The organism is Pseudomonas sp. RC3H12, assembly GCF_018596375.1.
GTDB lineage: Bacteria > Pseudomonadota > Gammaproteobacteria > Pseudomonadales > Pseudomonadaceae > Aquipseudomonas.
Map to the genome: position 1 here is coordinate 958,299 of NZ_CP075595.1, position 23,748 is coordinate 982,046.

Annotated in this window: 26 protein-coding genes; 6 read left to right on the forward strand and 20 right to left on the reverse strand. The window is 64.9% G+C overall.

Annotated elements, in window-relative coordinates; all coding sequences use genetic code 11:
- Positions 1 to 6 precede the first annotated feature (6 nt).
- The gene (locus KHO27_RS04465; protein ID WP_102684674.1) at positions 7 to 501 is read left to right on the forward strand and encodes a DUF2938 domain-containing protein; all 495 of its coding nucleotides are present in this window, start codon (positions 7 to 9) and stop codon (positions 499 to 501) included.
- Here the strand turns inward: KHO27_RS04465 and KHO27_RS04470 are convergent.
- A complete protein-coding gene (locus tag KHO27_RS04470) occupies positions 462 to 1,271 on the reverse strand; it encodes a substrate-binding periplasmic protein (protein WP_214501276.1) in 810 nt (269 codons plus the stop codon). The genes KHO27_RS04465 and KHO27_RS04470 overlap by 40 nt on opposite strands.
- Positions 1,272 to 1,402: 131 nt before the next feature.
- Here KHO27_RS04470 and dnaX point away from each other — a divergent pair, with 131 nt between their 5' ends.
- From dnaX to recR, 3 genes are all read left to right on the forward strand, one after another.
- A complete protein-coding gene (dnaX, locus tag KHO27_RS04475; RefSeq protein ID WP_214501277.1) occupies positions 1,403 to 3,481 on the forward strand; it encodes a DNA polymerase III subunit gamma/tau in 2,079 nt (692 codons plus the stop codon).
- Positions 3,482 to 3,546: 65 nt separating this feature from the next.
- The gene (locus KHO27_RS04480) at positions 3,547 to 3,882 is read left to right on the forward strand and encodes a YbaB/EbfC family nucleoid-associated protein (RefSeq protein ID WP_023632783.1); all 336 of its coding nucleotides are present in this window, start codon (positions 3,547 to 3,549) and stop codon (positions 3,880 to 3,882) included.
- A gap of 88 nt (positions 3,883 to 3,970) precedes the next feature.
- The gene (gene recR, locus KHO27_RS04485; RefSeq protein ID WP_023632784.1) at positions 3,971 to 4,573 is read left to right on the forward strand and encodes a recombination mediator RecR; all 603 of its coding nucleotides are present in this window, start codon (positions 3,971 to 3,973) and stop codon (positions 4,571 to 4,573) included.
- Positions 4,574 to 4,693: 120 nt separating this feature from the next.
- Here the strand turns inward: recR and KHO27_RS04490 are convergent, their stop codons facing one another.
- The 16 genes from KHO27_RS04490 to ccoN (KHO27_RS04565) form a co-directional block, all read right to left on the reverse strand.
- Positions 4,694 to 5,242 carry an adenine phosphoribosyltransferase gene (locus tag KHO27_RS04490; RefSeq protein ID WP_102684668.1) on the reverse strand — a complete coding sequence of 183 codons (549 nt, stop codon included), beginning with the start codon at positions 5,240 to 5,242 and terminating at the stop codon, positions 4,694 to 4,696.
- A gap of 53 nt (positions 5,243 to 5,295) precedes the next feature.
- Positions 5,296 to 6,030, reverse strand: a complete 735-nt coding sequence (fnrA, locus tag KHO27_RS04495; RefSeq protein WP_023630845.1) for a Crp/Fnr family transcriptional regulator FnrA — start codon at positions 6,028 to 6,030, stop codon at positions 5,296 to 5,298.
- A gap of 187 nt (positions 6,031 to 6,217) precedes the next feature.
- On the reverse strand, positions 6,218 to 7,600 hold the full coding sequence (hemN, locus tag KHO27_RS04500) for an oxygen-independent coproporphyrinogen III oxidase (RefSeq protein WP_110699092.1): 1,383 nt from the start codon (positions 7,598 to 7,600) through the stop codon (positions 6,218 to 6,220).
- Positions 7,601 to 7,701: 101 nt separating this feature from the next.
- Positions 7,702 to 8,385 (reverse strand): sulfite exporter TauE/SafE family protein, encoded by a 684-nt coding sequence (locus tag KHO27_RS04505; RefSeq protein ID WP_110699091.1) that lies wholly within the window; start codon positions 8,383 to 8,385, stop codon positions 7,702 to 7,704.
- Positions 8,378 to 8,590, reverse strand: a complete 213-nt coding sequence (gene ccoS, locus KHO27_RS04510) for a cbb3-type cytochrome oxidase assembly protein CcoS (RefSeq protein ID WP_046856470.1) — start codon at positions 8,588 to 8,590, stop codon at positions 8,378 to 8,380. The genes KHO27_RS04505 and ccoS overlap by 8 nt, the downstream gene beginning before the upstream one ends.
- Positions 8,572 to 11,043 (reverse strand): heavy metal translocating P-type ATPase, encoded by a 2,472-nt coding sequence (locus KHO27_RS04515; RefSeq protein ID WP_250888407.1) that lies wholly within the window; start codon positions 11,041 to 11,043, stop codon positions 8,572 to 8,574. The genes ccoS and KHO27_RS04515 overlap by 19 nt, the downstream gene beginning before the upstream one ends.
- Before the next feature lie 106 nt (positions 11,044 to 11,149).
- Positions 11,150 to 11,677 carry a FixH family protein gene (locus KHO27_RS04520; protein ID WP_110699089.1) on the reverse strand — a complete coding sequence of 176 codons (528 nt, stop codon included), beginning with the start codon at positions 11,675 to 11,677 and terminating at the stop codon, positions 11,150 to 11,152.
- 15 nt (positions 11,678 to 11,692) lie between these two features.
- Positions 11,693 to 13,108 (reverse strand): cytochrome c oxidase accessory protein CcoG, encoded by a 1,416-nt coding sequence (gene ccoG / locus KHO27_RS04525; protein ID WP_102684960.1) that lies wholly within the window; start codon positions 13,106 to 13,108, stop codon positions 11,693 to 11,695.
- Positions 13,109 to 13,365: 257 nt separating this feature from the next.
- A complete protein-coding gene (gene ccoP / locus KHO27_RS04530; RefSeq protein ID WP_110699087.1) occupies positions 13,366 to 14,349 on the reverse strand; it encodes a cytochrome-c oxidase, cbb3-type subunit III in 984 nt (327 codons plus the stop codon).
- Positions 14,346 to 14,537 carry a CcoQ/FixQ family Cbb3-type cytochrome c oxidase assembly chaperone gene (locus tag KHO27_RS04535; RefSeq protein ID WP_031315534.1) on the reverse strand — a complete coding sequence of 64 codons (192 nt, stop codon included), beginning with the start codon at positions 14,535 to 14,537 and terminating at the stop codon, positions 14,346 to 14,348. The genes ccoP (KHO27_RS04530) and KHO27_RS04535 overlap by 4 nt, the downstream gene beginning before the upstream one ends.
- A 5-nt stretch (positions 14,538 to 14,542) precedes the next feature.
- Positions 14,543 to 15,151, reverse strand: a complete 609-nt coding sequence (gene ccoO / locus KHO27_RS04540) for a cytochrome-c oxidase, cbb3-type subunit II (RefSeq protein WP_023631369.1) — start codon at positions 15,149 to 15,151, stop codon at positions 14,543 to 14,545.
- Positions 15,151 to 16,593, reverse strand: coding sequence for a cytochrome-c oxidase, cbb3-type subunit I (gene ccoN / locus KHO27_RS04545; protein ID WP_046856465.1), 1,443 nt, complete (start codon positions 16,591 to 16,593; stop codon positions 15,151 to 15,153). The genes ccoO (KHO27_RS04540) and ccoN (KHO27_RS04545) overlap by 1 nt, the downstream gene beginning before the upstream one ends.
- 434 nt (positions 16,594 to 17,027) lie before the next feature.
- Positions 17,028 to 17,969, reverse strand: coding sequence for a cytochrome-c oxidase, cbb3-type subunit III (gene ccoP / locus KHO27_RS04550; protein WP_102684963.1), 942 nt, complete (start codon positions 17,967 to 17,969; stop codon positions 17,028 to 17,030).
- Positions 17,966 to 18,160, reverse strand: coding sequence for a cbb3-type cytochrome oxidase subunit 3 (locus tag KHO27_RS04555; protein WP_023632287.1), 195 nt, complete (start codon positions 18,158 to 18,160; stop codon positions 17,966 to 17,968). Before KHO27_RS04555 ends, ccoP (KHO27_RS04550) begins: the two co-directional genes overlap by 4 nt.
- Positions 18,161 to 18,165: 5 nt before the next feature.
- Entirely contained in the window at positions 18,166 to 18,774 is a 609-nt protein-coding gene (ccoO, locus tag KHO27_RS04560) for a cytochrome-c oxidase, cbb3-type subunit II (protein WP_046856462.1), read from the reverse strand.
- Positions 18,775 to 18,787: 13 nt separating this feature from the next.
- Positions 18,788 to 20,212 carry a cytochrome-c oxidase, cbb3-type subunit I gene (gene ccoN / locus KHO27_RS04565; protein WP_050706570.1) on the reverse strand — a complete coding sequence of 475 codons (1,425 nt, stop codon included), beginning with the start codon at positions 20,210 to 20,212 and terminating at the stop codon, positions 18,788 to 18,790.
- A 49-nt stretch (positions 20,213 to 20,261) separates the two neighbouring features.
- On the opposite strand from ccoN (KHO27_RS04565), the gene KHO27_RS04570 reads away from it, so the two are divergent.
- Complete coding sequence (locus tag KHO27_RS04570; protein WP_250888408.1) at positions 20,262 to 20,951, forward strand: alpha/beta family hydrolase; 690 nt, start codon at positions 20,262 to 20,264, stop codon at positions 20,949 to 20,951.
- Between the two features lie 123 nt (positions 20,952 to 21,074).
- Here the strand turns inward: KHO27_RS04570 and ppnP are convergent, their stop codons facing one another.
- The gene (gene ppnP, locus KHO27_RS04575) at positions 21,075 to 21,359 is read right to left on the reverse strand and encodes a pyrimidine/purine nucleoside phosphorylase (protein ID WP_038705716.1); all 285 of its coding nucleotides are present in this window, start codon (positions 21,357 to 21,359) and stop codon (positions 21,075 to 21,077) included.
- A 72-nt stretch (positions 21,360 to 21,431) separates the two neighbouring features.
- On the reverse strand, positions 21,432 to 21,983 hold the full coding sequence (locus tag KHO27_RS04580; RefSeq protein ID WP_214501278.1) for a 3'-5' exonuclease: 552 nt from the start codon (positions 21,981 to 21,983) through the stop codon (positions 21,432 to 21,434).
- A gap of 184 nt (positions 21,984 to 22,167) precedes the next feature.
- On the opposite strand from KHO27_RS04580, the gene KHO27_RS04585 reads away from it, so the two are divergent.
- Positions 22,168 to 22,968 (forward strand): substrate-binding periplasmic protein, encoded by an 801-nt coding sequence (locus tag KHO27_RS04585; RefSeq protein ID WP_110699081.1) that lies wholly within the window; start codon positions 22,168 to 22,170, stop codon positions 22,966 to 22,968.
- Between the two features lie 56 nt (positions 22,969 to 23,024).
- Here the strand turns inward: KHO27_RS04585 and KHO27_RS04590 are convergent, their stop codons facing one another.
- Entirely contained in the window at positions 23,025 to 23,552 is a 528-nt protein-coding gene (locus KHO27_RS04590) for an RNA polymerase factor sigma-70 (protein ID WP_046856458.1), read from the reverse strand.
- Between the last annotated feature and the right edge of the window lie 196 nt (positions 23,553 to 23,748).

Below are 23,748 nucleotides of genomic sequence, written 5' to 3' on the forward strand. Positions count from 1 at the left end.
CACGTCATGACCATCTCCTCGCTTGTGCTTTCCATCCTGTTCATCGGCATCGGCGCCACCCTGGTCATGGATCTGTGGACCCTGTTGCTCAGGCATCTGGGCGTCACCACCCTGAACTACGCCATGGTCGGGCGCTGGGCGGGGCACCTGCTCGAAGGGCGCTGGCGGCATGCGGCGATCGGCAAGGCTGCGCCGGTCAGGGGGGAGCTGGCGTGGGGCTGGCTGCTCCACTACGCCACAGGGTTGGTATTCGCGGCGCTGCTGGCGGCTATTGCAGGGGAGGGCTGGTTGCGGGGGCCGACACTGTGGCCAGCCTTGCTGTTCGGGGTGGTCTCGGTGCTCGTGCCATTGTGCGTGGTGCAGCCTGCATTGGGGGCAGGGTATTTCGCGACGAACACACCCGCGCCCTTGAAGAGCTGCCTGCGCAGCCTGGCGACGCACTGCGTGTTCGGTTTGGGCCTCTACCTGGCGGCACTGGGTGTCGCGGCTGCGGGTACTTGAGGGCTGTCGTCACCTGCGAACGGATGGGGCTCGCTATAACGCTCGATGATCCGCTGCATCTCCCCGGACTGCTTGATCCGCACCAGCGCCCTGAGCACCGCCTGGGTCGGCAGTGCGGGGTCGTTGCGCACCATGCAGCCCAGCGCCTGTTCTTCAAGCACGGCCAGGGGCTGCAGGCGTTGAGCAAGGGGCAGGGAGCGGTTGTACCACTGCAGCGACAGCTGGTTGCTCACGGCATGGCGCAAGCGCCCGACCTGGAGTTTTTGCAGGACCAGCAACTGATTGCGGCTATCTTCGCGCTGCAGGCGGGCCTGGTTGAACAGCGGTTCGAGCGTGGGGTAGGTGTAGCCGAGTACGGTGCCGATGGCCTGGGGTGGCAGTGCGTCCGGGCTGACGGGGCCGCTGTCGCCGGGGCGGCCGACCAGCAGGTCGCGCTGCTCGATGAGCGGGATGCTCCAGAGATAGTCGCCGGGCCGATCGGTCAGCCATTGCGTGGAAACGTAGCAGCGTACGTCGATTTCGCCGGCCTGCATCGCCTCCTGCAGGCGCAGGCGCGCCAGCACATGGTACTGGGGGCGGGCATCGGCCTCCCGGGCGATGGCCTGCATCAGTTCCAGGAGGATGCCTTCCGCCGGCTGCTGGTCCTCGATGCGCATCAGCGGCATGCTCCAGCTTTCGGCGATGGAGAAGCGCAACACCGGCGGTTGCGCCAGGCCGTGGGTGGCCCACAACAATACCCACAGCAACAGGATGGCCAGGACTCGCCGCACGCCTCATCCTCCCTGATCCGTCGTCCGTGTGCCCGTCACTGAGCTTAGACGAGATCGGCAGGGTGCAATTTCGGCCCCGCTCCGCTAGCATTAGCGCTCTTTCCGCCCGCTCCGGTCACGATGGTTTTTTGATGAGTTATCAGGTTCTTGCACGTAAATGGCGTCCGCGCTCGTTCCGCGAAATGGTCGGCCAGACCCATGTGCTCAAGGCTTTGATCAACGCCCTGGACAACCAGCGCCTGCACCATGCCTACCTGTTCACCGGGACCCGGGGCGTGGGCAAGACCACCATTGCGCGGATCATCGCCAAGTGCCTGAACTGCGAGACCGGCATCACCTCGACGCCGTGCGGTAACTGCTCGGTATGCCGGGAGATCGACGAGGGCCGTTTCGTCGACCTGATCGAGATCGACGCCGCCAGCCGCACCAAGGTCGAGGACACCCGCGAGCTGCTCGACAACGTGCAGTACGCGCCGAGCCGCGGGCGCTTCAAGGTCTACCTGATCGACGAAGTGCACATGCTCTCCACCCACTCGTTCAACGCCCTGTTGAAGACGCTGGAAGAGCCGCCGCCCTACGTCAAGTTCATCCTCGCCACCACCGACCCGCAGAAACTGCCGGCGACCATCCTGTCGCGCTGCCTGCAGTTCTCGCTGAAGAACATGAGCCCGGAGCGCGTGGTCGAGCACCTGACCCACGTGCTGGGCGCCGAGAACGTGCCGTTCGAGGAGGATGCCCTGTGGTTGCTCGGCCGCGCCGCCGACGGCTCCATGCGCGATGCCATGAGCCTGACCGACCAGGCCATCGCCTTTGGCGAGGGCCGGGTGCTGGCCGCCGACGTGCGGGCGATGCTCGGCACGCTCGACCACGGCCAGGTGTATGGCGTGCTCCAGGCCCTGCTCGAAGGCGATGCCCGGGCGCTGCTGGCCGCGGTGCGTGACCTGGCCGAGCAAGGCCCGGACTGGAACGGCGTGTTGTCGGAAATGCTCAATGTGCTGCACCGCGTGGCCATCGCCCAGGCCCTGCCGGAAGCGGTGGACAACGGCCAGGGCGACCGTGACCGCGTGCTGGCGTTGGCCCAGGCCCTGCCGGCCGAAGACGTGCAGTTCTACTACCAGATGGGGTTGATCGGCCGCCGTGACCTGCCATTGGCGCCGGACCCACGCGGCGGTTTCGAGATGGTTCTGCTGCGCATGCTGGCGTTCCGCCCGGCCGATACCGACGACGCACCGAGGCCGGTACTAAAGCCGACGGGGATCAGCCAGGCCACAGCTGATCCGACCCAACCGGTGGCGGCAGCGGCTGTGGCCGTGGCGCCGTCCGTTGCCGCCAGCCCTGTCGCTGAAGTGGCCGCGCCGCTGCCCGTGGCTGAGCCATCCATACAGGCCGAGCGGCCAGTCGTCGAGGTGCCGGCCGTAGCCGAGGTTGTCGAGGCGCCGCAAGCGCCAGCGGAGCCAGAGTCCGGGCCCGAGCCCGAGCCGCAGCCCGCCGAGGAGGTCATCGACCTGCCGTGGGAGGAGCCAATCGCCACTCCGGCGCCGGTTGCGCCCGAGCAGTTGCCCGAGCCGGCACTCGCGGTCGAGGCCGCCAGCCAGCAGCCGGACGATGACGAGCCACCGTTCGATCCGTCGGCCTGCAGCCCGGCGGGCATGGAGCGCGACGACGAGCCGCCGGCGGACGAGGACTACTACGCGCCCGACAGCGACCCGGTTGGCTTCAGCTACCTGGACGAGCTGGCCGAGCACGTGCAGGAGGAGGCGCCTGCCCGGGCGCCGGAGCCACTGCCGGCGGCCATGCCCGCGACCGGCTTGGCCCTGCAATGGCTGGAATTATTCCCACAGTTGCCTGTCTCCGGTATGACAGGCAACATCGCCGCAAACTGTACGCTGATCGCCGCCGAGGGTGATGACTGGCTGTTGCACCTGGACCCGGGGCAGGGCGCGCTGTTCAACTCGACGCAGCAGCGCAGGCTGAACGACGCACTGAACCAGCAACTGGGCCGCGAGATCCGCCTGAAGATCGAGCTGATCCGCCCCGAGCAGGAAACCCCGGCCCAGGCCGCCTCGCGCAAGCGCGCCGAGCGCCAGCATGACGCCGTGGTGTCGATCGAACAGGATCCGCTCATCCAGCAGATGATCCGGCAGTTCGGCGCGACGGTCAGGCAGGATACTATTGAGCCTGTAGACGCCCTGGCCAGCCAGGGCCAATGAACGGATAACCATGCGGCCGGCCCTGTGCCGGGCCGCATCACATGACCCAATCGAGGTATACCCCCATGATGAAAGGTGGCATGGCCGGCCTGATGAAGCAGGCCCAGCAGATGCAGGAAAAAATGCAGAAGATGCAGGAAGAGCTGGCCAATGCGGAAGTCACCGGCCAGTCCGGTGGCGGCCTGGTCAGTGTGGTGATGACCGGTCGCCACGACGTCAAGCGTGTCAGCATCGACCAGAGCCTGATGTCGACCGACGCTGACGACAAGGAAGTGCTCGAGGACCTGATTGCCGCCGCGCTGAACGACGCCGTGCGCAAGATCGAGCAGAGCAGCCAGGAAAAGATGGGCGGCATGACCGCGGGGATGCAGCTGCCGCCTGGTTTCAAAATGCCGTTCTGATCGGCTTCTGGCTTCAAATGGGGAGCAACGGCCCGACGGTCGTTGCTCCCTTGTTCATTCTGTTTCCTGAATTGGCAGGCCTGCACACATGAGCTTCAGCCCCCTGATCCGCCAACTGATCGACGCCCTGCGCATCCTGCCCGGCGTCGGTCAGAAAACCGCCCAACGCATGGCCCTGCAGCTGCTCGAACGCGACCGCAGTGGCGGTACGCGCCTGGCCCAGGCCCTGAGCCAGGCCATGGAAGGCGTCGGTCATTGCCGTCAGTGCCGGACCTTGACCGAGCAGGAACTATGTCCGCAGTGCGCCGACCCACGCCGTGACGACACGCAACTGTGCGTGGTCGAGGGGCCGGTGGATGTGTACGCAGTGGAGCAGACCGGCTATCGCGGTCGCTACTTCGTGCTCAAGGGGCACCTCTCGCCGCTGGACGGGCTGGGGCCGGATGCCATCGGCATTCCGCAGTTGATGGCGCGGATCGAGGAGCAGGGCACCTTCAGTGAGGTGATCCTGGCCACCAACCCCACGGTGGAAGGGGAGGCGACGGCGCACTACATCGCCCAGCTGCTGGCCGAGAAGGGCCTGACTGCCACGCGCATCGCCCATGGCGTGCCGTTGGGGGGCGAGCTGGAATTGGTGGATGGCGGGACGCTGGCCCATGCATTTGCCGGGCGCAGGCCGATCACGTTGTAAACCCGTAAACGCATCGCGGGGCCAGTCGCATCGGCGCACCGCCGCTCCCACGCATGTTGATCTGCGTGGGAGCGGCGGTGCGCCGATGCGACTGGCCCCGCGATCGTTTTGAAGGCGAACTCAGTATTCGCTCAGGGAAAACTCGGTCAGGCAGAAGGTCGGCACCCCGGCCGCCTGCAGGCGACGCGAGCCTTCCAGCTCCGGCAGGTCGATGATCGCCGCCGCCTCGAACACTTGCGCACCGGTGCGGCGCACCAGGTTGGCGGCCGCCAGCAGGGTGCCGCCGGTGGCAATCAGGTCATCGAAGATCAAGACCGAATCCCCATCGCAGAGACTGTCGGCATGCACTTCCAGGAAGGCCTCGCCGTATTCGGTCTGATAGCCCTCGGACAGCACGTCAGCCGGCAGCTTGCCCTGCTTGCGGAACAGGATCAGCGGCTTGTTCAGCTGGTGAGCAATGATCGAGCCAATCAGGAAGCCTCGCGCGTCCATGGCGCCTATATGGCTGAACTCGGCCTCGACATAGCGCTCGATGAACTGGTCGGCGACATAGCGCAGCCCGCGCGGCGACTGGAACAGCGGGGTGATGTCGCGGAAGATCACGCCCGGCTTGGGGAAGTCCATTACCGGGCGGATCAAGGCTTTGAGGTCGAAGGTGTCGCTGTGCATGGGGCGGGTATCCTGGAAAAACTCGGCGTCAGTATACCCTTTTAGCGCGGCGATCAGACCTCGAGTGCACCACCGGCCAGCGCGCACAACTGGATCGGGTCGAGAATGTGCACTTCCTTGCCCTCGGCCTTGAGCAGGCCGTTCTGCTGGAAGCGGGTGAACACGCGCGACACGGTTTCCACCGCCAGGCCCAGGTAGTTGCCGATCTCGTTGCGCGACATGCTCAGGCGGAACTGGTTGGCCGAGTAACCACGGGCGCGGAAGCGCGCCGACAGGTTGACCAGGAAGGTGGCGATGCGCTCGTCGGCGGTCTTTTTCGACAGCAGCAGCATCATCTGCTGGTCGTCACGGATCTCGCGGCTCATCACCCGCATCAGCTGACGGCGCAGCTGTGGCAGCTGTACCGAGAGTTCGTCGAGGCGCTCGAAGGGGATCTCGCACACCGAGGTGGTTTCCTGGGCCTGGGCCGACACCGGGTAGGCCTCGGTGTCCATGCCGGACAGGCCGACCAACTCGCTGGGCAGGTGGAAGCCGGTGATCTGCTCTTCACCGCTGTCGCTGAGGCTGAACGTCTTGAGGGCACCGGAACGTACCGCGTAGACCGAGCCGAAATTGTCACCCTGGCGGAACAGGAACTCGCCTTTCTTCAGTGGGCGGCCGCGTTTGACGATTTCATCCAGTGCGTCCATGTCTTCCAGGTTCAGGGACAGGGGCAGGCACAGGGGGGCCAGGCTGCAATCCTTGCAGTGGGCCTGGTTGTGTGGGCGCAGTTTTACTGGCTCGGACATTTCTTTCGATCCTTGTGGGAAAGCACACATAAGCCGTAAGGATAACCTGCGGCATGGGCTGTAGGCCAGTGTGCGCATTTTTGGTGCACGCTAGCAGCGGTGCGGAAGGTGTGTCCCGTCACCGTTCAACTGTCCATAGTGTGCCTCGAAAGGCGGGCTGTCCATGCGGTGAAACGCCTCAAGCGCCTCAGATCACCCGCGAGAAACGCTGGCGGTTCTGCTGCGCGAGGTAGGCGTCGAACACCATGCACACCGAGCGCGCCAGCAGGCGGCCGGCCGGCAGGATGCGGATGCCCTTGGCGTCCAGGCTGAGCAGGCCGTCGCGTTGCATGGCTTGCAGTTGTGGCCACTGCTCCTTGAAGTAGCCGCGAAAATCGATGGTGAAGGCGTGTTCGATCGCTTCGAAATCCAGTTCGAAGTGGCAGATCAGTTGCTGGATCACTGCGCGGCGCAAGCGATCGTCCTGGTTGCACATCAGGCCGCGCTGGGTCGCCAGCTGGGCGGTGGAGAGGGAGTCCTGGTAGGTGTTGAGGTCGCTGCTGTTCTGGCAGTAGAGGTCGCCGATCTGACTGATCGCCGACACGCCAAGGCCGATCAGGTCGCAGTGGCCGTGGGTGGTGTAGCCCTGGAAGTTGCGTTGCAGGGTGCCTTCTTCCTGGGCGATGGCCAGCTCGTCGTCGGGCAGGGCGAAGTGGTCCATGCCGATGTAGCGGTAGCCGGCGGCGGTCAGTTGGTCGATGGTGGCGTGCAGCATCTCCAGCTTCGCCGCTGGGGCCGGCAGGTCGCTGCTGTCGATGCGCCGCTGGGGCATGAAGCGTTCGGGCAGGTGCGCGTAGTTGAATACCGACAGACGGTCGGGCTGTAGGCGGATCACTTCCTCGACGGTGCGGGCGAAACCTTCTGGTGTCTGCTTGGGCAGGCCGTAGATCAGGTCCAGGTTGATCGAACGGAATTGCAGGGTGCGCGCTGCTTCGATCAGCGTGCGGGTCTGCTCCAGGCTCTGCAGGCGGTTGACCGCGCGCTGCACGGCCGGGTCCAGATCCTGCACGCCGAGGCTGACACGGTTGAAGCCCAGCTCGCGCAACAGGCCCATGGTCGACCAGTCGGCTTCGCGCGGGTCGATCTCGATGCCGTAGTCGCCGGAGTCGTCGTCCAGCAGGTGGAAATGCTGGCGCAGGGTGGCCATCAGCTGGCGCAGTTCCACATGGCTGAGGAAGGTCGGCGTGCCGCCACCGAAATGCAGCTGCTCGACGACTTGCTTGGGGTCGAGGTGGCAGGCGATCAGCTGGATTTCCTGCTCCAGGCGTTGCAGGTAGGGCGCGGCGCGGCCGCGGTCCTTGGTGATGACCTTGTTGCAGGCGCAGTAGTAGCAGATGTTGGCGCAGAACGGCACATGTACGTACAGCGACAGCGGGCGGGTGGCGCGGCGGCTCTCGCGCAGGGCGTGGAGCAGGTCGAACGAGCCCACTTCGCCATGCAGCTGCACAGCGGTCGGATAGGAGGTGTAGCGTGGCCCGGCCAGATCGTAGCGACGAATCAGGTCGGCGTCCCAGCGTAGGTCGTCGAGCATGTGGGTAGTCCCCGGATAAAGCTGCAGTGTCCGGAGTCTAGGGGCGCTTGTAAGAAGTCGTGTTGATTTGTATCAGGAGATCTGGCGGTCGCAGCAGCCCCTCAATGCCCCATGAGCCAGTGCTGGTGAGGACCGGGCAGGGTCCACAGGCCAAAGAGAATCACCAGCACGCCGCCGGCCATGCGCACTCCGCGACGGCGCAGCAGGCTACCCATCCGCTCGGCCGCCAGCCCCGTGGCCAGCAGCACCGGCCAGGTGCCCAGGCCGAACGCCAGCATCAGCGCCGCGCTGTGCAGTGCATCGCCCTGGCTCGCCGCCCACAGCAGGGTGCTGTACACCAGGCCACACGGCAACCAGCCCCACAAGGCGCCCAGCAGCAAGGCCCGGGGCAGGCTGGATACCGGCAGCAGGCGCGTGGCCAGCGGCTGCACATGGCGCCAAAGTCCGCGCCCGAGTGCCTCGATACGGGTCAGGCCGCTCCACCAGCCGGCCAGGTACAGGCCCATGGCGATCAGCAGCAACGCGGCCGCGACTCGCAAACCGGTCGCCAGCGGGCTGCTGGCCAGGGCCACGCCAGCCAGGCCGAGCAGCAAGCCGGCGGCGGCATAGCTGAGGATGCGCCCGAGGTTGTAGGCCAGCAGCAGGCGCAGGCGCCGGCTGCGCTGCTCGGGAGGGATGGCCAGGGTCAGCGCGCCCATCAGGCCGCCGCACATACCCAGGCAATGGCCGCCACCGAGCAGGCCCAGGACCAGCGCCGAGCCCAGCAGGGGGATCAGTTCAGGCACGCGGGGTCGTGTCCTGGTCTTTGGGCTTTTCGCCCTCAGGCTTCACGGCCGCCTGATGGCAAGGGTCCTGGTCATCGAACAGGATGCTGTGGGCCGGGCCTTCCAGGTCGTCGTACTGGCCGCTGTCCACCGCCCAGAAGAAGATGTACACGGCGACACCGACCAGCAGCAGGGCGGCGGGGATCATCACGTAGAGGGCGGGCATAGCGGTTTCCTTTCGAGCGACGCGGGCTCGCGCCCGGGCGGTGTCACGCCGCTGGGCAGCCGGGTCAGGCGCAGGGCGTTGAGCACCACGATCAGCGAGCTGACCGACATGCCGATCGCCGCCCACACCGGGGTGATCCAGCCGAGCGCGGCGAACGGCAGCATGAGGCCATTGTACAGCGTCGCCCAAAGCAGGTTCTCGATAATGTTGCGGCGGGTCCGGCGGGCCAGTTCGAAGGCCTGCACCAGCGCCTGCAGGCGGTTGGACAGCAGCACCGCGTCGGCGCAGGTCTTGGCCAGGTCCGTGGCGCTGCCCATGGCGATGCTGATGTCGGCGGCGGCCAGTACCGGCACATCGTTGACGCCGTCGCCGAGCATCAGCACCTTGCGCCCTTCACCTTGCAGCGTTTTCAGGCGGGCGAGCTTGTCGTCCGGACGCAGGCCGCCGACGGCCTGGTCGATGCCCAGTTGCGCGGCCACCTGCGCAACCATCGGCGAACTGTCGCCGGACAGCAGCAGCGTGTTCCAGCCGCGTGCCTTGCAGGCCGTCACCAGGTCCTGGGCGTCGTCGCGCAGGCGGTCATCCAGGCCGAACCAGGCCAGTGGCCCTTGCTGGTCCCCGAGCAGCAGCCATTGCCCCTGTGGTTCCGGTACGTTGGGTACCTCGGCGCCACTGAGTGCGCAGACGAAGGTGGCCTGGCCGATGCGCAGGCGCTGGCTTGCCAGCATGCCCTCCAGGCCCAGCCCCGGCACGGCGGTGACGGTTTCGGCCGCCTGCGCGGCGCGACCGAAGGCGCGGGCGATGGGGTGTTCGGAGCGATTTTCCAGCGCCGCCGCCAGCGCCAGGCACTGGTCAGCGTCCAGTTGGCCCAGCGGGCGGATGCTGCGCAGGGCCAGGCGGCCTTCGGTGAGGGTGCCGGTCTTGTCGAAGATCACCGTGTCGATCTGGTTGAGGCCCTCGAGCACATGCCCGCGGGTCACCAGCAGGCCGAGCTTGTGCAGGCTGCCGGTGGCGGCGGTGAGGGCGGTGGGGGTGGCCAGCGACAGGGCACAAGGGCAGGTGGCGACCAACATGGCCAGGACGATCCAGAACGCCCGGGGCGCATCGAGCTGCCACCAGAGGACACCGATCACGGCGGCGGCAACCAACGTGAAAAGCAGGAACCATTGTGAGGCGCGGTCGGCGATTTCCGCCAGGCGCGGTTTTTCCGACTGGGCGCGCTCCAGCAGGCGGACGATGGCCGACAGGCGCGAGTCCTGGCCCAGGGCCCGGACCTCGACCGTGAGCGTGCTTTCGACGTTGAGGGTACCGCCGGTCACCCGGTCGCCGACGTGGCGCGACAGAGGCAGGTATTCGCCGGTCAGCAGCGATTCGTCGACGCTGGAGCGGCCGTCGACGATCAGCCCGTCGGCCGGGATCACCGCGCCGGGCAATACCTGCACGTGGTCGCCGCACTGCAGTTCGCCGAGCAGGATGCGCTCGGCCTGGCCGTTGGCGTCCAGTCGCAGGCACGAGGCCGGCAGCAGGTTGACCAGCTGCGCGGTGGCCGCCGCGGTACGTTCGCGGGCGCGGCGCTCCAGGTAGCGGCCGGTGAGCAGGAACAGGGCGAACATGCCCACGGTGTCGAAATACAGTTCGCCGTGGCCGGTAATCGCGGTCCAGATCCCGGCGCAGTAGGCCAGGGCAATGGCCAGCGACACCGACAGGTCCATGGTCAGGTGGCGGGTACGCAGGTCGCGGGCCGCACCCTTGAAGAACGGTGCGCAGCTGTAGAACACGATGGGCGTGGTGAGGAACAGCGCGACCCAGCGCAGGATGGTGTGCAGCTCGGGCGACAGGTCGATGTTGAATTCCGGCCAGGTGGCCATGGTCGCCATCATCGCCTGGAACCACAGCAGCCCGGCCACGCCCAGGCGGCGCAGGGCGCTGCGGTTCTCCCGGGCCAGCTGTTCGGCGGCCTGGTCGGGCTGGTAGGGATGGGCGGCGTAGCCGATGTGGCGTAGCCCGGCCAGCAGCTGCGACAGTGGCAGTTGCTGGTCGTCCCAGTTGACCAGCAGGCGATGGTTGGACAGGTTCAGGCGGGCGTCGACGACGCCGGGCAGGTTGCGCAGGTGCTTCTCGATCAGCCAACCACAGGCGGCGCAGCTGATGCCCTCGACCAGCAAGGTGGCCTCGGCCAGTTCGCCTGTGTGGCGCACGAAGGTCTGCTGCACGTCGCTGCGGTCGTACAGGGCCAGCTCGTCCTGGAGTTGACGGGGCAGGGCCTCGGGGTTGGCGCTGGTGTCGCTGCGGTGCTGGTAGTAGTGCTCCAGGCCCCCGGCGACGATGGACTCGGCCACCGCCTGGCAGCCGGGGCAGCAGAATGCCCGGGGCTCGCCAAGCACCACGGCGGTGAAGCGGCTGCCGGCGGGGACGGGCAGGGCGCAGTGGTAGCAGGGGGGGGGTTGGCTCATCGACATCTCTTCTTGCTGCAGCGGGTTCGTGGCAGCGGGCTTGCCCCGCGATGGGCCTGGAATGCTGGTTTTCAGGCCCGCCCCCACGAGGTGTGGTGTGTCGCTGTTACTGGTGCTCGGCCCCTTGAATGGCTTCATCGCCCAGTTGCAAGGTCACCCCATGCTCGACCTTCTCCTCCTCGAACAACCGCCACACATGGTCGTCCTGGCTGCCGAGCAGCTCGACGAAGCGCCGGCCGTCGACCTTGTCGTCCAGCTGGCCGACATAGCGGCCTGGCTCGGTGCGTGCCAGCTGCACCTTGCGGTCCTTGGCCGGCTGGGTCGGCGAGATCAGGTTCAACTCCAGCGTCTGCGGGGCACTATTGCCGGTCAGGCGCACTTCGACTTCGCCGGTCAGCTCGTCCAGGTGCACGCTGGCCTTGAGGTTGAGGGTTTGGGCCAGCAGCTCGCGGTCCAGTGAGCGGTTGATGCCCTTGCCGGCCTCGTAGTAGTTGTCGTTGACCAGGTTGTCCGGGTTGCGCACGGCGATGCTGACCATGGTCAGGCTCAGGCACACCGAGGTGGCCAGGATACCGATGATGATCCAGGGCCAGAGGTGCTTGTACCAGGGGCTGGCGGCGGTGGCGGCAGGCATTGTCTAGGTTCTCTTTCAGCGGATCTGTGGGCCGATGAAGCGGCTCTTGGCTTCAACCTGGCTGGCGCTGTCGTCAGCGTCCTTGAGGATGAAGGTGATTTCGTTGGTGGTCGAGGGCAGCTGCTCCGGTGCGACCGACAACTGCACCGGCAGGTTGACGATATCGCCGGCGGCCACGCGGATCTCGCGCTGGCCTTCGAGCTTGAGGTCGGGCAGGCCGGCGGCGTCGAGCACGTAGACGTGGTCGCGCTGGTCCTTGTTCATCACCTTGAGGCTATAGACGTTCTCGATCCGCCCTTGTGCGTTCTCGCGGTACAGCACGCGGTCCTTGGCCACGTCGAAGCCCACCAGCGAACGGGTGGCGAAGGCGGTGACCAGGGCGCCGATCATCACCAGCAGCACCAGGGCATAGCCGATCAGGCGCGGGCGCAGCATGTGGGTCTTCTGCCCGGACAGGTTGTGCTCGGTGGTGTAGCTGATCAGCCCCTTGGGGTAGTTCATCTTGTCCATGATGCTGTCGCAGGCGTCGATGCAGGCGGCGCAGCCGATGCACTCGATCTGCAGGCCGTCACGAATGTCGATGCCGGTGGGGCAGACCTGCACGCACATGGTGCAGTCGATGCAGTCGCCCAAACCCTTGGCCTTGTAGTCGATGTCCTTCTTGCGCGGGCCGCGGGTTTCGCCGCGGCGCGGGTCGTAGGAAACGATCAGGGTGTCCTTGTCGAACATCACGCTCTGGAAGCGCGCGTAGGGGCACATGTAGATGCACACCTGCTCGCGCAGCCAGCCGGCGTTGCCGTAGGTGGCCAGGGTGAAGAAGCCGACCCAGAAGTAGGCCCAGCCATCGGCCTGGCCGGTAAAGAACTCGATCGCCAGTTCGCGGATCGGCGCGAAGTAGCCGACGAAGGTCATGCCGGTGACGAAGCCGATCAACAGCCACAGGCTGTGCTTGGCCAGCTTGCGCAGGAGCTTGTTGGCGCTCATGGGCGCCTTGTCCAGCTTCATGCGCTGGTTGCGGTCACCTTCGGTGACTTTCTCGCACCACATGAACACCCAGGTCCACACGCTTTGCGGGCAGGTGTAGCCGCACCAGACCCGGCCGGCGTACACGGTGATGAAGAACAGGCCGAAGGCGGCGACGATGAGGATGCCCGAGAGCAGGATGAAGTCCTGGGGCCAGATGGTGGCGCCGAAGATGTAGAACTTGCGCTCGGGCAGGTTCCACCACACGGCCTGGTGGCCGCCCCAGTTCAACCAGACGGTGCCGAAATACAGCAGGAACAATACCGCGCCACCAACCATCCGCAGCCTGCGGAAAATGCCGGTGAAGGCGCGGGTATAGATTTTTTCGCGCGAGGCGTAGAGGTCGACGGAATCCTTCCCTTTGCTGGCAGGCGGGGTGACGTCATGTACCGGAATTTGCTTGCTCATCATCAAGTCCCACGGCAGTGGAGAAATGCCGCGGCCAGTGCGTGCCGGCCGCAGTCTCGCGCGTTCTGCTAGCGCTCTGCGGCCCATGATACGCCTGTGATGGCGCATGCGGGGCGCACTGCGACACTTAGTCGCGTTGGGTTCGTGGTGTGAATCGTGTTATGGCGGGTGTCAATTGATCCATGTCAGTCGCGGCTGTTTTTGCATGTGCTGAAACAGCCATGGGAGCGGCGTGCCGCCGCTCCCATGGTTCGACATCACTCGGCTTGTGGGGCCTGCTGCTGTTCCTGGTGTGACAGGCTATACACGTACGCCGCCAGCAGATGCACCTTGTCGTTGCCCTGCATCTGCGCCTGGGCCGGCATCTGGCCCTGGCGACCATAGCGGATGGTCTGTTGCAACTGGGCGAAGCTCGAACCGTAGATGAACGCTTGCGGGTGGGTCAGGTTGGGCGCGCCCATCGCCGGGGTGCCCTTGCCTTCGGGGCCGTGGCAGGCCACGCAGTTGGTGGCGAAGATTTCCTTGCCCTTGGCCGGGTCGGCCTTGGCGTCCTCGGGCAGCTTGCGACCGTCGAGGTTGGTCAGCACGAAGGCCGCCACATCCGCCACGCCCTGTTCGCCGATGACCGTGGCCCAGCCTGGCATCACGCCATGGCGACCGTTCATGATGGTGGTCTTGATGGTCTCCGGCTCACCGCCCCAGCGCCAGTCGTTGTCGGTCAGGTTGGGGAAACCGTAGGCGCCGCGGGCATCGGAGCCGTGGCACACCGAGCAGTTGGAGGCGAACAGGCGCGCGCCCATCTTCAGTGCCTGCGGGTCCTTGGCCACTTCCTCCACCGGCATGGCGGCGAACCTGGCGAAGATCGGCCCGAAGCGGGCGTCGGCCTTGGCCATTTCCTTTTCCCATTCGTGCACGCCGGTCCAACCGGCCTGGCCGTTGGAAAACTCGGTCTTCTTTTCGTTGTCGACGTAGGCGTAGCCCGGCAGGATGCCTTTCCAGTTGCCCAGGCCCGGGTAGAGCACCAGGTAGCCGAGGGCGAAGACGACGGTGCCGACGAACAGCCAGAACCACCATTTCGGCAGGGGGTTGTCGTACTCCTCGATGCCGTCGAAGGCGTGGCCGACGACTTCGTCGGTGATCTCCTCGCGCTGGCCCCGGCGGGTCGACAGCAGCAGCCAGGTCAAGGCGAAGATGGTGCCCAGGGTCAGGACGGTGACGTACAGACTCCAGAAGGTTGTCATTGTTTTTTGCTCCTAGAAGCTTGTGCTTGCTCGACGTGACGGGTGGCCTCGGGGTCGTCCGCGAACGGCAATTGCGTTGCCTCGTCGAATTCCCGCTTGCGCCGTGGGCTGAACACCCACAGCGCAAGGCCCACGAAGGCCACCAGCACCACGACGGTACCCAGGCCGCGAATCATCCCGATATCCATCACGGTCACCGTTTGCTCTTGATGAGGGTGCCAAGGCCTTGCAGGTACGCGACCAGGGCGTCCATCTCGGTCTTGCCCTTGACCGCGTCGGCGGCGCCGGCGATGTCTTCATCGGTGTAGGGGGTGCCCAGGGTGCGCAGCACTTCCATCTTCTTGGCGGTGTCCTTGCCGTCGAGCTTGTGCTCGACCAGCCACGGGTACGACGGCATCTTCGACTCCGGCACCACGTTGCGCGGGTTGTACAGGTGCGCACGGTGCCAGTCGTCCGAGTAGCGCCCGCCGACCCGGGCCAGGTCCGGGCCGGTGCGCTTGGAGCCCCACAGGAACGGGTGGTCCCAGACGCTTTCGCCGGCTACCGAGTAGTGGCCGTAGCGCTCGGTTTCGGCGCGGAACGGGCGGATCATCTGCGAGTGGCAACCGACGCAGCCTTCGCGGATGTAGATGTCGCGGCCTTCGAGCTCCAGCGCGGTGCGTGGCTTCATGCCCTCGACCGGCTTGTTGGTGACGTCCTGGAAGAACAGCGGGACGATCTGGGTCAGGCCGCCGACGCTGACGGCGATGACCATGAAGAAGGCCATCAGGCCAATGTTCTTCTCGACTGCTTCATGCTTCATCAGTGGGCTCCCACGACGACGATCTTGGTGGCTTCCTCAGCCTCCACCGGGTTGGCGGCGCGCACGGTGCGGTACACGTTGTAGGCCATCAGCAGCATGCCGGAGGCGAAGAACGCCCCGCCCAGGGCGCGAACGATGAAGCCCGGGTGGCTGGCCTGCAGGGCTTCGACGAAGGAGTAGGTGAGGGTGCCGTCGTCGTTGATGGCGCGCCACATCAGGCCCTGGGTGATGCCGTTGACCCACATCGAGGCGATGTACAGCACGGTGCCGATGGTCGCCAGCCAGAAGTGCGCGTTGATCAGCCCGACACTGTGCATCTGCTGGCGGCCGTAGAGTTTCGGGATCATGTGGTAGACCGCGCCGATCGAGATCATCGCCACCCAGCCGAGGGCGCCGGCGTGGACGTGGCCGATGGTCCAGTCGGTGTAGTGCGACAGCGAGTTGACCGTCTTGATGGCCATCATCGGGCCTTCGAAGGTGGACATGCCGTAGAACGCCAGCGACACCACGAGGAAGCGCAGGATCGGGTCGGTACGCAGCTTATGCCAGGCGCCCGACAGGGTCATCATGCCGTTGATCATGCCGCCCCAGCTCGGCGCCAGGAGGATGATCGACATCACCATGCCCAGCGACTGCGCCCAGTCCGGCAGCGCGGTGTAGTGCAGGTGGTGGGGGCCGGCCCAGATGTACAGGGTGATCAGCGCCCAGAAGTGCACGATCGACAGGCGATAGGAGTAGATCGGCCGTTCGGCCTGCTTGGGCACGAAGTAGTACATCATCCCCAGGAAACCGGTGGTGAGGAAGAAGCCCACGGCGTTGTGGCCGTACCACCACTGGATCATCGCGTCGGTGGCCCCGGCGTAGGCCGAGTAGGACTTGAACAGGCTCACCGGCAGCGAGATGTGGTTGACGATGTGCAGCATCGCGGTGACCACGATGAAGGCGCCGTAGAACCAGTTGCCGACATAGATGTGCTTGGTCTTGCGCTTGACGATGGTGCCGAAGAACACCAGGGCGTAGGTGACCCAGACGATGGCCAGCAGGATCGCCAGCGGCCACTCGAGCTCGGCGTATTCCTTGGTGGTGGTGAAGCCCATCGGCAGGGTGATCAGCGCGCCGACGATCACCGCCTGCCAACCCCAGAAGGTGAAGGCGGCCATGCTGTCGGAGATCAGGCGGGTCTGGCAGGTGCGCTGCACCACGTAGTAGCTGGTGCCGAACAGGGCACAGCCACCGAAGGCGAAGATCACCAGGTTGGTGTGCAGCGGGCGCAGGCGGCCGAAGCTCGTCCATGGCAGGTCCAGGTTGAGCTGGGGCCATACCAGTTGCGAGGCGATGAAGACGCCGAGCCCCATGCCAAGGATCCCCCAGACCACCGTCATGATGGCGAACTGGCGGACGACCTTATAGTTATAAGCAGTCGGACTGATTGCAGTGCTCATTCTAAGGTTCCACGGTTTGGGTGTTCTTGTTGGTTGGTAAATCGGCGCCAGTATTGATAACCACCAGGGTTATGGCAACGCAAGTTGTGTACGCCGACCCGTGTCCAGGCCCTTTTCGCCACCGTCCCGTGGCGTTGGGGGCTGAACGATTGTACACAAATAAATATTTGTAATGTGTACCGTTTTCCATGTTTTTCTGATCGTTCGGTCAAGCTTTTGTTCTTGGGACGGGCACGCAAGGCACATCCCAAAGCCGCAGGCTCGAGCGTCCAGGTTGGATGCGTGATGTCAGGCTGTGCACCACGTCTGTTCCGGTCGCTGCGAGCGGAGCCACTGTGGCAACAAGCTTAGTTGTGTTCGGAGGGGGTGCAAGGCGGGGAGGGTAGAGCGGGCCTGTGGGAGCGGTCTTGCTCCCACAGGGGTGTTGCGCTTGCTTACTTGGCGGTTACGGTTTCCGGCACTTCATCCTGCGACAGGCTGTAGACATAGGCCGCCAGCAGGTGGACCTTGTCATTGCCCTGGATATCCTGCTGCGCCGGCATCTGGCCCTGGCGGCCGTAGCGGATGGTCTGCTGCAGCTGGGCGAAGCTCGAGCCGTAGATGAACGCCTGCGGGTGGGTCAGGTCGGGTGCGCCCATGGCGGGGGTGCCCTTGCCTGCGGGGCCGTGGCAGGCCACGCAATTGCTGGCGAAGATCTCCTGGCCCTTGGCCGGGTCGGCCTTGACGCCTTCCGGCAGGCTGCGGCCATCGAGGTTGGTCAGCACGAACGCGGCGACATCTGCCACGCCCTGCTCGCCGATCACCGTGGCCCAGCCCGGCATCACGCCGTGGCGGCCGTTCATGATCGAGGCCTTGATGGTCTCCGGCTCGCCGCCCCAGCGCCAGTCCTTGTCGGTCAGGTTGGGGAAGCCGTAGGAGCCCTTGGCGTCGGAGCCGTGGCACACCGAGCAGTTGGAGGCGAACAGCCGGCTGCCCATCTTCAGCGCCTGCGGGTCCTTGGCCACTTCCTCCACCGGCATGGCGGCATACTTGGCGAAGATCGGGCCGAACTTGGCGTCAGCCTTGTCCATCTCTTTCTGCCACTCGTCCACCTGGGTCCAGCCGTTCTCGTAGCCGGGCAGGATGCCTTTCCAATTGCCCAGGCCTGGGTAGAGGATCAGGTAACCGACCGAGAACACCAGGGTGCCGACGAACAGCCAGAACCACCATTTCGGCAGCGGGTTGTCGTACTCCTCGATGCCATCGAAGCTGTGGCCCATGGTCTGGTCGGTGGTGTCGCTGCTCTGGCCCTTGCGGGTGCCGAGCAGCAGCCAGGTCAGGCCGATCAGGCTGCCGATGGTCAGTACGCTGATGTACGTACTCCAGAAGGTGGTCATTGCCGGGTACTCCTCATTGCAGCAGGTTCCTGCCCGGCGGGGGGCAGGCGGTCGTCGACGAAGGGCAGCAGGCGCGCTTCGGCGAAATCACGGTCGCGGCGGCGGTTGAACACCCAGAGCGACAAGCCGATGAAGGCGATCATCACCACCAAAGTGCCCAAGCCGCGGATCATGCCGATGTCCATTTCCATCGCGCTCACCTCTTGTTCTTGATCGCGGTGCCGAGCACCTGCAGGTAGGCGACCAGCGCGTCCATCTCGGTCTTGCCCTTGACGGCGTCCTTGGCCCCGGCGATGTCATCGTCGGTGTACGGCACGCCCAGGTTGCGCAGGACGCGCATCTTGACGTCGGTGTGGCTGTTGTCGACCTGCGAGGACACCAGCCACGGGTAGGACGGCATCTTCGACTCAGGCACCACGTTGCGTGGGTTGTACAGGTGCGCACGGTGCCAGTCGTCCGAGTAGCGCCCGCCGACCCGGGCCAGGTCCGGGCCGGTGCGCTTGGAACCCCACAGGAACGGGTGGTCCCAGACGCTTTCGCCGGCCACCGAGTAGTGACCGTAGCGCTCGGTTTCGGCGCGGAACGGCCGCACCATCTGCGAGTGGCAGCCGACGCAGCCTTCGCGGATGTAGATGTCGCGGCCTTCGAGCTGCAGGGCGGTGTAGGGCTTCATGCCTTCGACCGGCTTGTTGGTCACGTCCTGGAAGAACAGCGGGACGATCTGGGTCAGGCCGCCGATGCTGACGGCGAACACCATCAGCAGGGCCATCAGGCCTATGTTTTTCTCAACGACTTCGTGTTTCATCAGGCTCTACTCCTCAAGCCAGCTGGGCATTGGCGGTGGCTTGCTCGGCAGCCGGGGCACGCACGGTGCGCCAGGTGTTCCAGGCCATCAGGAACATGCCGCTGAGGAAGATCACGCCGCCGACGAAGCGCACGACGAAGCCTGGGTGGCTGGCCACCAGGGTTTCGACGAACGAGTAGGTCAGCGTGCCGTCGCTGTTGACCGCGCGCCACATCAGGCCCTGGGCGATACCGTTGACCCACATCGAGGCGATGTAGAGCACGGTGCCGATAGTGGCCAGCCAGAAGTGCGCGTTGATCAGCCCGAGGCTGTACATGCGCTCCTTGCCGAACACTTTCGGGATGGTGTGGTACAGCGCGCCGATGGAGATCATCGCCACCCAGCCGAGCGCGCCGGCGTGGACGTGGCCGATGGTCCAGTCGGTGTAGTGGGACAGGGCGTTGACCGTCTTGATGGCCATCATCGGGCCTTCGAAGGTGGACATGCCGTAGAACGCCAGCGAGACGACCAGGAAGCGCAGGATCGGGTCGCTGCGCAGCTTATGCCAGGCGCCCGAGAGGGTCATCATGCCGTTGATCATGCCGCCCCAGCTCGGTGCCAGGAGGATCAGCGACATGATCATGCCCAGCGACTGCGCCCAGTCCGGCAGCGCGGTGTAGTGCAGGTGGTGCGGGCCTGCCCAGATGTACAGGGTGATCAGCGCCCAGAAGTGCACGATCGACAGGCGATACGAATACACCGGACGTTCGGCCTGCTTGGGCACGTAGTAGTACATCATCCCCAGGAAGCCGGCGGTGAGGAAGAAGCCCACGGCGTTATGGCCGTACCACCACTGCACCATGGCATCGGTGGCGCCAGCGTACAGCGAGTAGGACTTGGTCAGGCTGACCGGTACTTCCAGGTTGTTGACGATATGCAGGATCGCCACGGTCAGGATGAAGGCGCCGAAGAACCAGTTGCCGACATAGATATGCTTGGTGTTGCGCTTCATCAGCGTACCGAAGAACACCACGGCATAGGCGACCCAGACGATGGTGATCAGGATGTCGATCGGCCACTCCAGTTCGGCGTACTCCTTGGTGCTGGTGTAGCCCAGCGGCAGGCTGATGGCCGCCAGCAGGATCACCAGTTGCCAGCCCCAGAAGGTGAACGCGGCCAAGCGCGGTGCGAACAGGGTGGTCTGGCAGGTGCGTTGCACCGAATAATACGAGGTGGCGAACAGGGCACAGCCACCGAAGGCGAAGATCACCGCGTTGGTATGCAAGGGTCGCAGGCGGCCGAAGCTGGTCCACGGCAGGTCAAGGTTGAAGGCGGGCCAGGCGAGCTGGGCGGCAATGAAGACGCCGAGCCCCATCCCGACGATGCCCCACACCACCGTCATGATGGCGAATTGGCGGACCACCTGATAGTTGTAGGCGGTACTGCTGGTTGTGTTCATGTATGGGTTCCCATCCACGGTTATAGGCAGGCTAGACAGCGAGGCAAGCATGATTAATGGGCAAAGTGCCGGTATTGACGGGGATCAATGGGCGAAGATCGGAAATGTCCCAGGCTTGCGCTGCGATCCTCCGCAAATTCCGACGGATCGCGGCGTTTGCGGCTGCCTGATCCTGGCCCACGGCGCCGGTGCGCCGATGGACAGCGGGTTCATGGAGGACATGGCGCAAAGGCTGGCGGGGCAAGGGGTAGGGGTGGTGCGCTTCGAGTTTCCCTACATGGCCGAACGACGGTTGAACGGCGGCAAGCGGCCGCCCAATCCGCAGAAGGTATTGCTGGAGTCCTGGCGGACTGTATACGAACAGGTGCGGCGTTTAGCCGCAGGTCCGTTGGCCATAGGTGGCAAGTCCATGGGAGGGCGCATGGCCAGCCTGTTGGCTGATGAACTGGGCGCCGATGCGCTGGTGTGCCTGGGGTATCCGTTCTATGCCGTTGGCAAGCCGGAGAAACCTCGCGTGGAGCATCTTGCAGGCCTGCGCACACGCACGCTGATCGTGCAGGGCGAGCGGGATGCCCTGGGCAATCGCGAGGCGGTCGAGGGGTATGCGCTATCGCCGGCGATCGAGGTGAGCTGGCTGGCGGCGGCGGACCATGATCTGAAGCCGCTGAAGGCGTCGGGGTTCAGCCATGAGCAGCATATGCAGGCGGCGGCGGAGCGGGTGGCTAGGTTTCTCTCATAAAGAGAAACCCCTGTAGGAGCGGCTTTTAGCCGCGATCACCCGCGAAGCGGGTGCCAGGCATCGCGTTGCCTGCATCGCGGCTAAAGCCGCTCCTACCCGGAAATGGCGTAGGGGCCGGCTTGCTTAGTCGCGGTACTCGCACAGGTAGGCAGTGTCCACGGCCACCTTCAGCTGAAACTTGCTGTCGGCGGCCACGTTGAACTTGTCGCCAGCATTGAAGGTTTCCCAGTTGTCGCTACCTGGAAGCTTCACGCTCAGGGCGCCGGAGACCACGTGCATGATTTCGCGCTTGGCGGTGCCGAACTCGTACTCGCCCGGGGCCATCACGCCCACGGTGGCTGGACCTTCCTTGCCTTCGAAGGCGATCGACTTGACGGTGCCATCGAAGTACTCATTGACCTTGAACATCGGGCGACTCCTGAAAAAGCAATGAAAAAAGGCTGGCCAGTATGCCCAAGGCCCGCCCCAGCGTCATCTGTTTCAGGCCGTGCCCGGCGGCAGGCTCAAGGGCAGCAGGCGGGCGGTGTTGCGGGCGTCTTCCAGGGCTCGGTGCTGCTGCCCGGAAAACTGCAGGCCGGCCAGTTGCAAGGCGCTGTTCAGGCCCGCCGGGCGCTGCAGGTGGCGGGCCTTGGCGAAGCGTTGCTTGAGGTTGATGTGCGGCAGTTGTTCCAGCAGGCTGCGCACATGGTGCAGTTGCCATTCCTGCAGCAGTTGCTTGCGGTCGTAGTCGCCCCAGCTTATCCAGGCCTGCAACTGCGCCTGGTGCGGCTGCAGCCACTGCTCGAACTGGTGCCAGACCCGGTCGAATTTCTCCGCGCCATCGACGTCGGCCTGGGTGATGTGGGTCAGTTCGCAGCAGAATGGCGTCAATTGCGGCCGGCGCCTGGGGCGCACGAAACGCTGGAAGTGATCGACCTCGCGCCCTTCGCGGGTGACCAGGCTTGCGCCGATTTCAATGATTTCCATCTCCGTGACCGGCCAGCCGCCGTTGTCGGTGGTGGCTTCCAGGTCGATCACCAACCAGTGGCCCATGCCAGGCTCCCCTTCAATGCACAAAGGCCGGCGCGCTGATCTGAGCGGGCCGGCCGGTAGAGCGTAGCCAAAGTCGAGAGCCACGGCATCCCCTGGCACTTTGGCATATTCGGCGGTTGTGCCCATGTGGGAAAACGCCTAGTTTAGGCGCATTCAGGCCCCTACCCGTGATGAGTGTCTCGACTTGATCCCACTGCCCAGCGCCAAGGTTTGCTCTTCCCTGCTGTTGTTCGTCGCGGTAGCGCTGGGTGGTGCGGCGCGGGCCGACGAGGTGCTGGAAGTGAAGATCGGGGCGGCGCACTTTCCTCCGTATACTGTGCGCCCCGAGCAGGGCGCCGATACCGGTTTGCTGCCGCAATTGGTGGAGGCGTTGAACCGTTTGCAGTCCCGGCACCGTTTCGTCCTGGTGCCCACCTCGATTCCCCGACGCTTTGGCGACTTCCAGCAAGGCCGCACCGACATGGCGATTTTCGAGAACCCGCAGTGGGGCTGGCAGGAGATTGCCCACAAGACCGTGGACATGGGGCTGGAAGATGCCGAGGTGTTCGTCAGCCGTCAGCAGGCCGGGCGTGACCAGCACTACTTCGACGATCTCGAAGGCAAGCGCCTGGCGCTGTTCAATGGCTACCACTACGCTTTCGCCGATTTCAACCCGGACCCGGCCTGGTTGAAGAAACGCTACAGGGCGACCCTGACCTATTCCCACGACAGCAACCTGAACATGGTCGAGCGTGGGCGCGCGGACATCGCCCTGGTCACCCGTTCGTACCTCAGCGATTTTCTCAGGCGCAACCCGGACAGTGCCGGCCAGTTGCTGGCCTCGCAACGGGTCGACCAGGTCTACCATCACTACGCGCTGCTGCGCCCAGGGGCGTCCATCAGCCCCGAGGCGTTCGCCAGCCTGTTGCGCCAGCTGCGGGAAAACGGCGAGCTGCTGCGGATCTTCCAGCCTTACCAGATCACCGTCGAAGCGCCGCACGACTAGTGTGGTGTTTTGCAAACACGCCCCTGTTGGAGCGGGCTTGCCCCGCGATGACGGTCTCAGCCCAGGCGGCTGCTCTTGCGGCAATGGATCAGCGCATCGCGGATCATGAAGTTGACCAGCGTCGGCGAGACTCCCAGCTCCTTGGCGATATCCTTCTGCGGCACGCCATGCAGGCGGTACATCTCGAAGGCGTAGCGGGTGCGTTTGGGCAGTTCGTCGAGGGCGTCGGCGATGTGTTCCAAGGTAGCGAGGTTGATATGGGTGGCCTCGGGCGAGGCGTTCTGGATGACCACGTTCATCCCTTCCTCCTCGCTGCCGGAGTACCTGAGTTCCATGGCCTGCTTGCGGTAGTGATCGATGGCCAGGTTGCGCACGATCTGGAACAGGTAGCTGAGCTGGGCCTTGAACGATGAGGTGATCTGCGGGGCGGCGCTGAGCCTGAAGAAGGCATCCTGCACCACATCCTCGGCGCGCGAGCGGCAGCCGGTGATGCGGGCTGCGATCTTGACCAGGATGCTGCGGTTGTCGACGAATGCCTGGAGTAATGGTGAATCGCACTTACTTGTGGATAGTTGTTCCGCCATGGAAATCACCTTGTCTCAGAGAGGAGAGGGAGCGCACCTCTTGAGGAGGCTTCCTACGACGTGCGACAAGCTATTCGTAATGATAATGATTGTCAAATACGAAAGTTAATGAGTTTCTATCCATTCTGGTTCTAAGCTTCAGCCTGTGAAACGCTTCAACATTTGCCTCTGCGTCAGGCCTTTGCGGCCTTCCCGA

Bases quoted from the DNA above. Each gene is read 5' to 3' on its own strand.
- KHO27_RS04515 (WP_250888407.1), bottom strand. From the start codon at position 11,043: ATGAGCCAACCCCCCCCCTGCTACCACTGCGCCCTGCCCGTCCCCGCC.
- ccoO (WP_046856462.1), bottom strand. From the start codon at position 18,774: ATGAAACACGAAGTCGTTGAGAAAAACATAGGCCTGATGGCCCTGCTG.
- ccoP (WP_110699087.1), bottom strand. From the start codon at position 14,349: ATGACAACCTTCTGGAGTCTGTACGTCACCGTCCTGACCCTGGGCACC.
- hemN (WP_110699092.1), bottom strand. From the start codon at position 7,600: ATGCTCGACGACCTACGCTGGGACGCCGACCTGATTCGTCGCTACGAT.
- ccoP (WP_102684963.1), bottom strand. From the start codon at position 17,969: ATGACCACCTTCTGGAGTACGTACATCAGCGTACTGACCATCGGCAGC.
- KHO27_RS04465 (WP_102684674.1), top strand. From the start codon at position 7: ATGACCATCTCCTCGCTTGTGCTTTCCATCCTGTTCATCGGCATCGGC.
- KHO27_RS04580 (WP_214501278.1), bottom strand. From the start codon at position 21,983: ATGGGCCACTGGTTGGTGATCGACCTGGAAGCCACCACCGACAACGGC.
- KHO27_RS04570 (WP_250888408.1), top strand. From the start codon at position 20,262: ATGATTAATGGGCAAAGTGCCGGTATTGACGGGGATCAATGGGCGAAG.
- KHO27_RS04555 (WP_023632287.1), bottom strand. From the start codon at position 18,160: ATGGAAATGGACATCGGCATGATCCGCGGCTTGGGCACTTTGGTGGTG.
- ccoO (WP_023631369.1), bottom strand. From the start codon at position 15,151: ATGAAGCATGAAGCAGTCGAGAAGAACATTGGCCTGATGGCCTTCTTC.
- recR (WP_023632784.1), top strand. From the start codon at position 3,971: ATGAGCTTCAGCCCCCTGATCCGCCAACTGATCGACGCCCTGCGCATC.
- KHO27_RS04480 (WP_023632783.1), top strand. From the start codon at position 3,547: ATGATGAAAGGTGGCATGGCCGGCCTGATGAAGCAGGCCCAGCAGATG.
- dnaX (WP_214501277.1), top strand. From the start codon at position 1,403: ATGAGTTATCAGGTTCTTGCACGTAAATGGCGTCCGCGCTCGTTCCGC.
- KHO27_RS04590 (WP_046856458.1), bottom strand. From the start codon at position 23,552: ATGGCGGAACAACTATCCACAAGTAAGTGCGATTCACCATTACTCCAG.
- ccoG (WP_102684960.1), bottom strand. From the start codon at position 13,108: ATGAGCAAGCAAATTCCGGTACATGACGTCACCCCGCCTGCCAGCAAA.
- KHO27_RS04490 (WP_102684668.1), bottom strand. From the start codon at position 5,242: ATGCACAGCGACACCTTCGACCTCAAAGCCTTGATCCGCCCGGTAATG.
- ccoN (WP_050706570.1), bottom strand. From the start codon at position 20,212: ATGAACACAACCAGCAGTACCGCCTACAACTATCAGGTGGTCCGCCAA.
- fnrA (WP_023630845.1), bottom strand. From the start codon at position 6,030: ATGTCCGAGCCAGTAAAACTGCGCCCACACAACCAGGCCCACTGCAAG.
- KHO27_RS04535 (WP_031315534.1), bottom strand. From the start codon at position 14,537: ATGGATATCGGGATGATTCGCGGCCTGGGTACCGTCGTGGTGCTGGTG.
- ppnP (WP_038705716.1), bottom strand. From the start codon at position 21,359: ATGTTCAAGGTCAATGAGTACTTCGATGGCACCGTCAAGTCGATCGCC.
- ccoS (WP_046856470.1), bottom strand. From the start codon at position 8,590: ATGCCCGCCCTCTACGTGATGATCCCCGCCGCCCTGCTGCTGGTCGGT.
- KHO27_RS04520 (WP_110699089.1), bottom strand. From the start codon at position 11,677: ATGCCTGCCGCCACCGCCGCCAGCCCCTGGTACAAGCACCTCTGGCCC.
- ccoN (WP_046856465.1), bottom strand. From the start codon at position 16,593: ATGAGCACTGCAATCAGTCCGACTGCTTATAACTATAAGGTCGTCCGC.